The following is an 8,529-nucleotide window of genomic DNA, read 5'->3' as shown; positions in this document are numbered from 1 at the left end:
CCGGTCCGCGCTCGCCGCCCGCGCCGCGCTCGGCGCCGTCTCCGCGATCGGCATCCGGGACCGCCGGCCCGACCTCTACGAGCTCGCCGCCACCCGGTGGGCAGAACCCGACCAGACTGAGCGCGACCACGCAGGACCCGACCGGACGGAGCCCCCGCGATGATCGACATCGTCCGCACGCTCGTGGCCACCCTGCTCGATCTGCTGGCCTGGCCGATCCTCATCTACTTCCTGGCGATCAACTCGTCCTACCTCTTCCTCGTGCTGGCCGCGGCCGCCGACTTCCGGAGTACGCGCCGTCGTCGTCGTCATTCCGGTCGGATCGAACGTCTCGGGAGCCACACGGCGCCCGGTGTCTCGGTGGTGGTCCCCGCCTACAACGAGGAGGTCGGGGTCGTCGAGGCGACACGGTCCCTGCTGTCCCTGCGGTACCACCGCCACGAGGTGATCGTGGTCAACGACGGCTCGAAGGACGACACCCTCGGGGTCCTCACCCGCGCCTTCGACCTGGTCCGCGCCGACCGCGAGGTGCCGAGTGAGATCGAGACCCGGCAGGTCCCGCGCGGCGTATACGTTCCGCGCGACGGCTACACCCGACTCACGGTGGTCGACAAGCCCAACTCGGGCCGCTCCGACTCGATCAACGTCGGGATCAACACCGCCGTCGAGGACCTCGTCATCTGCATGGACGCGGACTCCCTCCTGGACCCGGACGCCCTGCTCATCGTCACCGAACCGTTCGCCGACGACCCGCGCCGCACCGCCGCGACCGGTGGCGTGGTCCGCATCGCCAACGGCTGCACCATCCGCGACGGGCGGATCGTCGACGTGCGGATGCCGCGCAACCTCCTCGCCCAGATCCAGGCGCTCGAATACCTGCGCTCGTTCTTCCTCGGCCGCTCCGGTTGGTCCAAGGTCAAGGCACTGATCCTCATCTCCGGAGCCTTCGGATGCTTCCGACGCGACCTGCTGGTCGAGGTCGGCGGACTCGACCCCGACTCCATCGGCGAGGACTTCGAGCTCGTCATGCGTCTGCACCGACTACTGCGCGAACGCCGGCAGGACTACCAGGTCACCTTCGTCCCCGAACCCGTGTGCTGGACCGAGGTCCCCGAGACCCTGACCGTCCTGCGGAAGCAGCGGGCGCGCTGGCACCGCGGACTCTGGGAGACCCTCGTCAAACACCGCGTGATGTTCGGCAATCCCCGCTACGGTCGCGCCGGGGTACTGGCCGTGCCCTACTACTGGTTCTTCGAATTGTTCGCCCCGCTGATCGAGGCCGTCGGGCTGGTGCTGATGGTCCTCGGATTCGTCCTGGACCTGGTCAACCCCACCACGTTCTGGCTCTTCCTCGCCGTGGCGTACGGCTACGCGATCGTGGTGGCCCTGACCGCCGCGGCCGTCGACGAGGTGTACTTCTCGCGCTACAACCGACTCGGCAGTCTGCTCTCCCTCATCACCTCCTCGGTGGCGGAGAACATCGTCTACCGGCAGCTCCACGTGATCTGGCGGCTCCAGGGCTGGTGGCAGTCCCTCCGTGGCTCCGAACAGCAGTGGGGCGCCATGACCAGGCGCGGGTTCAAGACCGAGGAGACCGTATGACCACGCCCTGGCCCCGGCCCCGGCGCCGAGACCGACGCCCGCGCCTGTCCCCGGACGCCGTCCAGCCCGCGACACCCCTGACCTCGACCATCCGCCGCACGAGTCTCACGGTCGCGATCCTGGTGATCGTCGTGGCACTGCTCGGACCGATCCTGCTTCTCACACAGTGGGGCTTCTCGCAGCGTGTCAGCACCATCTACACCCCGGTCGTGGACACCACCAACAGGCTCGTGATCGCTATGAGATGGGCACAGTCCGACCTGCGGATCGACCGTGCCTACTCACTCCCCGGAGCCCCCGAGCGACTGGCCGAACGCAAGCAGGAGGCCGAGGCCGCGATCGATGAGCTCTCCACTGTGGCCGGTGACGACCCCGTGTTGTCCGACAGCATCGACACCGTGGCGGCGGCCACCAAGGCCTGGTGGGACTACGCGGATTCCGTGGTGAGGACCGCCGGGCCCACGCCCGGCACCGGAGCCGGCCCGACCGTCAATCCCGAGTCCCTAAACGCGCGTGCCGCCTTCGACGAGTTCATCACCACCTCGGACGAGCTCCACGCCCTCGCCGACGAACAACGCTCACGGATCCGCCTCTGGCGCACCCTGGTCCTGCTGCTGGGTTCGGCCCTGGCGGTCTCGGTGATCCTGGTGATCACCTACGGGATCTACCGCAACACCCGACGTGCCGGGGAGTTGATCGTCGGCCCGATCGAGGACCTGGACCGAGTGGCACGTGCCGAGACGGAGCGCAGCAGCGGCGCCCGCGCGCGAACCGACCGCGGCCCGGCCGAGGTCCGGGAGCTCGCGAAGGCGTTCAACCGCCTGCTCGACACCCGCGACGAGTTCGAGTCCGGACGCGAGGAACACGTCCGACGACTCGAGGCACTGGACCGTCAGAAGGACGATTTCCTCTCGACGGTCAGCCACGAGCTCCGCACCCCGCTGGCATCGATCATCGGCTACACCGAGATGCTCGCCGACGGCGACGGCGGCGAGCTGGCCCCGGAGCAGGCCCGCCTGGTCACGGTCGTCGAGCGCAACGCGAACAGGCTCCGTGGACTCATCGAGGACCTGCTCATCCTCAGTCGGATCGAGGCCCGAGAGCTGGAGTGCGAGTTCGCACCGATGCGGCTCGACCGGATCGTCGCGGACGTGATCGAGTCACTCCGTCCGGTGGCCGCCCGTGCCCAGCTCACCGTGGTCTCCGACCTGGCGGAAGTCCAGATGCAGGGCGACGCCCTCCACCTCGAGCGTGCCGTGACCAACCTCCTGGGCAACGCGATCAAGTTCACGCCGGCGGGCGGCCGCGCGACCGTCACCCTCACCACGTCCGCGGCGTCGGGCGGCGTACCCGCCACCGCCACGGTCTCGGTGTCCGACACCGGCATCGGCATCCCCGCGGACGAGTTGAAGCACCTGGGCACGCGGTTCTTCCGCGCGAGCACCGCCCAGCGCGCCACGATCCCCGGCACCGGCCTGGGCGTGAGCATCGTCCGCGCGATCGCCGAGAGCCACGGCGGGAGCCTCACGTTCGACTCGGTCGAAGGAGAGGGCACGACGTTCAGGATCGCCCTCCCCCTCGACCCGCAGGGCGACGGCCGGCCTACCTCGCGTCGGCCCAGTACGGATCCTTGAGCGTGCGCTTCATGAGCTTGCCGTTGGCCTGCCGCGGCAGCTCGTCCACTACATCGATAGAGCGCGGCATCTTGAACTTGGCCAGCCTCTCCGACAGGTCGGCCAGGATCTGCGCCTTGAGCTCATCGGATTCGGCGAACCCCTCGGCCAGCTCGACCACGGCCTTGACCTCCTCGCCCCAGTCGGGGTGCGGGATGCCGAACACCGCCGCGTCGCGGACGGCGTCGTGGCGGGTCATCTCCGACTCGATCTCGGCCGGGTAGATGTTCACACCGCCGGAGATGATCATGTCGTTCTTGCGGTCGCACAGGAACAGATAGCCGTCGGAGTCCACGTAGCCGATGTCGCCCATGGTGAACAGCTCGCCGACGTAGGTCTTCGCGGTCTTCTCCGCATCCTGGTGGTATTCGAACCTGGACCCGTGCATCTGGAGGTAGACGTTGCCCGTCTCGCCGGCGGGGAGTTCGTTGCCGTCGTCGTCGAGGATCTTCAGGGTGGTGGTCTTCCACGGCCGGCCCACGCTCCCCGGCTTGCGCAGCCACTCCTCGCCCGTGATGGTGCAGCCACCACCCTCGGTGCCGGCGTAGTACTCGGTGAGGACGGGTCCCCACCAGTCGAGCATCGCCTGCTTGACGTGCTGCGGACACGGGGCGGCGCCGTGGACGATCGTCCGGAGGCTCGACACGTCGTACTTCGCGCGCACCTCCTCCGGCAGTTCGAGCAGGCGCGAGAACTGGGTCGGGACCATGTGGGACTGGGTCACCCCGTGGGCGTCGATGAGACGCAGCATCTCCTCCGGGGCCCACTTGTCCATGAGCACCACCGTCTGGCCCAGGTTGAGCGAGATGGCGACGAAGTTGAGGACGGCCGTGTGGTAGAGCGGTGAGCCGCAAATGTGCACGTTGTCCGCGCCCTGGATGCCGAAGCCGGCGAAGAAGAAATAGTTGGGAACCGTCACCTGGTCGGGAGAGGCGCCGGTCAGAGGCCTGCGCACGCCCTTGGGGCGACCGGTGGTGCCCGAGGTGTAGAGCATCGGGGCGCCGAGGGTGCGGCCCGAGGGAAGCGACGACGACGAGGCCTCCCCCGCCCCACCGTCACCCGCGGCCGGGGCGGTCAGTTCGGCGAGCGGACGGAATCCGGGCACGTCGCCGATCGCGTAGCAGCGGGCCATGTCGAGCCCGGCCTCGGCCGCGGCGACTCCTGCGACGTCGGCGAACCGCTGGTCCGCGATGAACACCGTCGAACCGGAGTTCTCGATGATGTAGGCGACCTCGGGGCCGGTGAGATGCCAGTTGGCGGGCGCCACGTAGAGGCCGATCTCGATGGCCGCGTAGTAGACCTCGAGGAACTCGATGCTGTTGGGCGCCAGGAGGACGATGCAGTCACCGGTCTTCAGCCCCAGGTCCTGCAGGCCGCGGGCGTAGCCGTGGGCCGCCTCGGCGAGCTGGCCGAAGGTCACCTGGCGGCCGGGCTGGTCGGCGGCTCCGCCCTCGATCACGGCGACACGGCCCGGATCAGCGTCGGCGATACGATAAACGCTGGTCACATGCTCACCGGTACGCGGGTCCGGGATTCCGGCGTCGGCGGGAACGGAAGGCGTGGGTGCACTCATACACCCCATGGTAGAACCTGTTCTACCTTAGTGGCGGACTTTCTTCATAACGGTCGTCGCGACCATCCACGCCTCCCAGATGGCCTGACCGGGCGCGGCGGCTACGCTCTCGCACATGGCCAAGCATCGACACCGCGCCTCCGACGCCCAGCGCACGGCCGTCCAGCAAGCCCTCGACGAGGCCTTTGCGGCAGGCCGGCTCGACCATTTCGAGCATTTCGAGCGCATCCGGACCGCCACCAAGGCCAAGTACATCGACGAGCTACGCCCGCTCGTGGTCGACCTGCGCGGTGGTGACGACGACCTGGGACTGGGTCGGGATGACGACGACGACAAGGCGTCCGCCGGCTCCGCACGCGCCGGGTGGGATGCCCGCCGCAACCGCAGCCATGCGAACCGCGGCTGGGCCATCGGAATCGGCATCGCGGTGGCGGTCCTGGCGATAGCCGGCGGGGTTATCGCCGCCTCAGTCTCGGACTCCCCCTCGAACTCCATGACCACGGAGCAGGCCTCCGACCCTGGTCCGCTCCTCACCGCAGAGGGGATGGAGCGCGTGATCGACTCGGCCAAGACCGAGTTCGCAGGCCTTGACCTGGACACGTTCAGCATTCACGGCACCAGCGCCGGCGCGATGTACGAGGACCCGGCCGAGCCCGGGAAGCGGCTGAGCTTCATCTTCCGCGGTGGCGAGTGGACGCAGTCGGGCTTCCACTCCCGCACCGAGTCGACCACCTTCCGGATCGCGGACATCGACTCGGCGGTGCTCGAGCAGACGGTCGAGTCCGCACCGGGAGAACTCGACATGTCCGGCGCGAAACTGAGCCACATCAGCGTGTTTGCAGACCCGCTCGGCGAGCCCGAGTATGCGGTGTCGCTAAACGATGGCAAAGACCTCGGCACGGCTACCTTCGGCCCCGACGGCCAGCTCCGGAAGGCCGACAAGCCCGACTGAGCGCGGGCGGACCTCAGCCGATCAGACGGCCGATCTGTTCAACCTGCTCGACCGTGCGCGCGGTCACTACGAGCATCGTGATACCGGCGGCCTCCCACTCGGCGATCTGCTCGCGGACGGACGTCTCGTCGCCGATGATCGCCGTGGCCTCGACCATCTCGTCCGGCACGGCGGCCGCAGCCTCGTCCTTACGGCCGGCGCGGAACAGTTCGGTAATCCGGTCCACGTCCTCGCCGAACCCCATCCGGCGGAACGCCTCGGCGTGGAAGTTCTTCTCCTCCGCCCCCATGCCGCCGGCGTACAGCGCGGTGAAGGGCTTGTAGCCGTCGATCACACTGCGGCGATCGTCGGTGATGTGGAGTTGGCACAGGAACGCCACCTCGAAGTCCTCGCGGGAGCGGCGCGCGCCGGGCCGGGCGAAGCCCTCGTCCAGCCAAGAGTTGAACTCCTCGGCGGTGCGCGGGGAGGCGAGGAATCCGAGCCAGCCGTCGGCGATCTCGGCGGCCAGCGCCACGTTCTTCGGCCCCTCGGCGCCCAGCCAGATGGGCACGTCCTCGCGCAGCGGGTGCACGATCGACTTGAGTGGCTTGCCCAGGCCGGAGGCGTCGTCACCCTGGTACGGCAGCGCGTATGCGGGGCCGTCGGAGGTCACGGGCTCCTCGCGACGCAGGACCTTGCGGATGATGTCGATGTACTCGCGGGTACGAGCCAACGGCTTGGCGAACGACTGCCCGTACCAGCCCTCCACGACCTGCGGCCCGGAGACGCCCAGCCCCAGCGCGAACCGGCCGCCGGAGAGGTGGTCGAGCGTCATGGCACTCATCGCGGTTGCCGTGGGCGTGCGCGCCGAGAGCTGCACCACCGCCGTCGACAGCCGGATTTTCTCGGTGAGCGAGCCGTACCAGGCGAGCGGGGTGAAGGCGTCCGACCCCCAGGCCTCGGCGGTGAAGACGGTGTCGAAGCCCGCCTTGTCCGCGGCCACCACGAGGTCTGCGTGATTGGTGGGCGGCTGCGCGCCCCAGTATCCGAGCTGCAAGGCGAATTTCATGTCCATAGTGTGACCCACGTCGCCGTTCGCCTGATACCGACCACAGAAAATCACACACAGATAGGTGGAACGTGTTCTACTTGCGGGCGTGACGTCCAGAGAAATCGTTGTCGACATCGCCCCGCCGGACCAGCCCGTGCTGTCCGCGTCCCTCACGCCCTCCTTCGACTACACCAGGTCGACCGGGCCGGTGCTGGGAGCGTTCTTCACCGGCCTCCGCGACCGCAGGATCGTGGGAAACCGCGATTCGAACGGGACCGTGCACGTGCCCCCGGTCGAGTACGACCCCTACACACGCGAAGCCCTCGACGACCTGGTCGAGGTCGGCTCGGGCGACGGGATCGAAGGCGTCGTCGTCACATGGTCGTGGGTCTCCACACCCACCGACGTGAACCCGGTTGACTCCCCGTTCGCGTGGGCGCTCGTCCGGTTCGACGGCGCCGACACCGCGATGCTCCTACCTCTGACCGCCGATGCCCCCGACGCCGTGTCAACCGGGATGCGTGTACGCGTGCGGTGGGCCGACGAACGCGCTGGGAACGTCCACGACATCGTTTCCGTGGTCCCCGCCGCACAGGAAAAGACCGGGCACGATGACAACGACGACGACGGCAACAACGCTGCTGCCGCGCCCGTCGGCGTCGACTCCCCGGCGGACGAGCCCGTCACCGGCGTGGTCACCCCGATCGGCATGTCGGTCACCCACACGGCCGCACCAGCCGAGAGCGAGTTCCTCCGCGCCATCGTGCAGGGCCGCATACTGGGGCGGCGCCGCTCCAACGGCCCCGAGGTCTACGTCCCGCCCCGCGACTACTGCCCCTCCGACGGGGTGGCTATGGGCGAGTACGTGGAGGTGGCGGACGTCGGAACCGTCACCACCTTCGGAATCGTCAACGTGCCGTTCGCCGGGCAGCAGATCAAGCCGCCGTACGTCACCGCCTACATTCTCCTCGACGGTTCTCACGTGCCCATTCAGCACCTGGTCCTGGGCTGCGAGGCCGCCGAGGTGCGCATCGGGATGCGGGTCCGCGCCGTGTGGACCCCCGAGTCCGAGCGTCCGGCATCAATGAAGGCGATAGCCCACTTCGAGCCCTCCGGCGAACCCGCCACCGACCCGGCCGACCACGCCAACTACGCCGAGCACCTGTAGAGGACACCTCGTGACCCACACCGCACCCCGGGACGTGGCCGTCGTCGGCTTCGCCCACGCCCGCCACACCGAGTCCACCTTCGGCACCACCAACGGTGTCGAGATGCTCGCGCCGGTCTTCGCCGAGTGCTACCGGCAGACCGGGCTCAAGCGCACCGACATCGACTTCTGGTGCTCCGGCTCGTCGGACTACCTGGCCGGCCGCGCCTTCTCCTTCATCTCCGCCGTCGACTCGATCGGGGCCATGCCGCCGATCTCCGAGTCGCACGTGGAGATGGACGCCGCCTGGGCACTTTTCGAGGCCTACCTCAAGATCGCGTCCGGCCACGCCGACACCGCGCTCGTCTACGGGTTCGGCAAAGCCTCGGCCAGCACCGACCTCGACACCGCCCTGGCACTGCAGCTCGACCCGTACACGGTTGCCCCGCTGTGGCCCGGCCGCCACCACATGGCCGCCCTGCAGGCCCGCGCCGGCGTCGACGCCGGACACTGGTCGGAGGCGGACATGGCCGCCGTCGCCGCCCGCACCAC

6 protein-coding genes and 1 pseudogene are annotated in these 8,529 nt (G+C 68.8%); 5 read left to right on the top strand and 2 right to left on the bottom strand.

What is annotated here, in order from left to right:
- The first annotated feature begins 159 nt into the window (after positions 1 to 159).
- Positions 160 to 1,602, top strand: a complete 1,443-nt coding sequence (locus tag G6020_RS06965; RefSeq protein ID WP_182610123.1) for a glycosyltransferase family 2 protein — start codon at positions 160 to 162, stop codon at positions 1,600 to 1,602.
- Entirely contained in the window at positions 1,599 to 3,236 is a 1,638-nt protein-coding gene (locus G6020_RS06960; RefSeq protein WP_182610122.1) for a HAMP domain-containing sensor histidine kinase, read from the top strand. Before G6020_RS06965 ends, G6020_RS06960 begins: the two co-directional genes overlap by 4 nt.
- Here G6020_RS06960 and G6020_RS06955 read toward each other — a convergent pair.
- Positions 3,205 to 4,848, bottom strand: a complete 1,644-nt coding sequence (locus G6020_RS06955) for an acyl-CoA synthetase (protein WP_182610121.1) — start codon at positions 4,846 to 4,848, stop codon at positions 3,205 to 3,207. The two genes, G6020_RS06960 and G6020_RS06955, sit on opposite strands and share 32 nt — an antisense overlap.
- Positions 4,849 to 4,963: 115 nt before the next feature.
- Between G6020_RS06955 and G6020_RS06950 the strand changes: the two genes are divergently transcribed.
- Entirely contained in the window at positions 4,964 to 5,800 is an 837-nt protein-coding gene (locus tag G6020_RS06950; protein WP_182610120.1) for a DUF1707 domain-containing protein, read from the top strand.
- A gap of 13 nt (positions 5,801 to 5,813) precedes the next feature.
- Here G6020_RS06950 and G6020_RS06945 read toward each other — a convergent pair whose 3' ends face one another.
- Positions 5,814 to 6,848, bottom strand: coding sequence for an LLM class F420-dependent oxidoreductase (locus G6020_RS06945; RefSeq protein ID WP_182610119.1), 1,035 nt, complete (start codon positions 6,846 to 6,848; stop codon positions 5,814 to 5,816).
- Positions 6,849 to 6,936: 88 nt separating this feature from the next.
- Between G6020_RS06945 and G6020_RS06940 the strand changes: the two genes are divergently transcribed.
- Positions 6,937 to 7,998, top strand: a complete 1,062-nt coding sequence (locus G6020_RS06940) for an OB-fold domain-containing protein (RefSeq protein WP_347238327.1) — start codon at positions 6,937 to 6,939, stop codon at positions 7,996 to 7,998.
- A gap of 10 nt (positions 7,999 to 8,008) precedes the next feature.
- Positions 8,009 to 8,529 (top strand): annotated as a pseudogene (locus tag G6020_RS06935) (lipid-transfer protein); the annotation flags it as partial.

Origin of the sequence: Dietzia sp. B19 (assembly GCF_014145155.1) — a bacterium.
GTDB classification, from domain to species: domain Bacteria; phylum Actinomycetota; class Actinomycetes; order Mycobacteriales; family Mycobacteriaceae; genus Dietzia; species Dietzia natronolimnaea.
The sequence above is the reverse complement of the archived record's forward strand: the minus strand, read 5'-3'. Positions and strand labels throughout refer to the sequence as shown.